General features: G+C 78.5%; 1 pseudogene. It reads right to left on the bottom strand.

What is annotated here, in order from left to right:
• A pseudogene (locus GT354_RS08625) lies at positions 1 to 256 on the bottom strand (hypothetical protein); the annotation flags it as partial.

The following is a 256-nucleotide window of genomic DNA, read 5'->3' as shown; positions in this document are numbered from 1 at the left end:
CCGGTCGGGCCGGTCTGCCCGTAGCCACCCGTCTGTTGCGCGGGCGCCCCGTGCGTGGCGGACGTCGGGGTGTCGCGGTACAGCGGCGGTTGCTGCGTGGGCGCGCCGTACGTCCCGGACGCCGGGGCGTCGCGGTACAACGGCGGTTGCTGCGCGGAGGCGCCGTACGGGTCGTGCGAGGGCCGGCCGTACGCCGCCGACGGAGGGGTCTGCGCCGGCACTCCGGGGGCGTTGAACGCCGCCGTGCCGCCCGAGC

The sequence above is a fragment of the Streptomyces sp. SID3343 genome (genome assembly GCF_009865215.1).
In the GTDB taxonomy this organism is placed as follows: Bacteria; Actinomycetota; Actinomycetes; order Streptomycetales; family Streptomycetaceae; genus Embleya.
The sequence above is the reverse complement of the archived record's forward strand: the minus strand, read 5'-3'. Positions and strand labels throughout refer to the sequence as shown.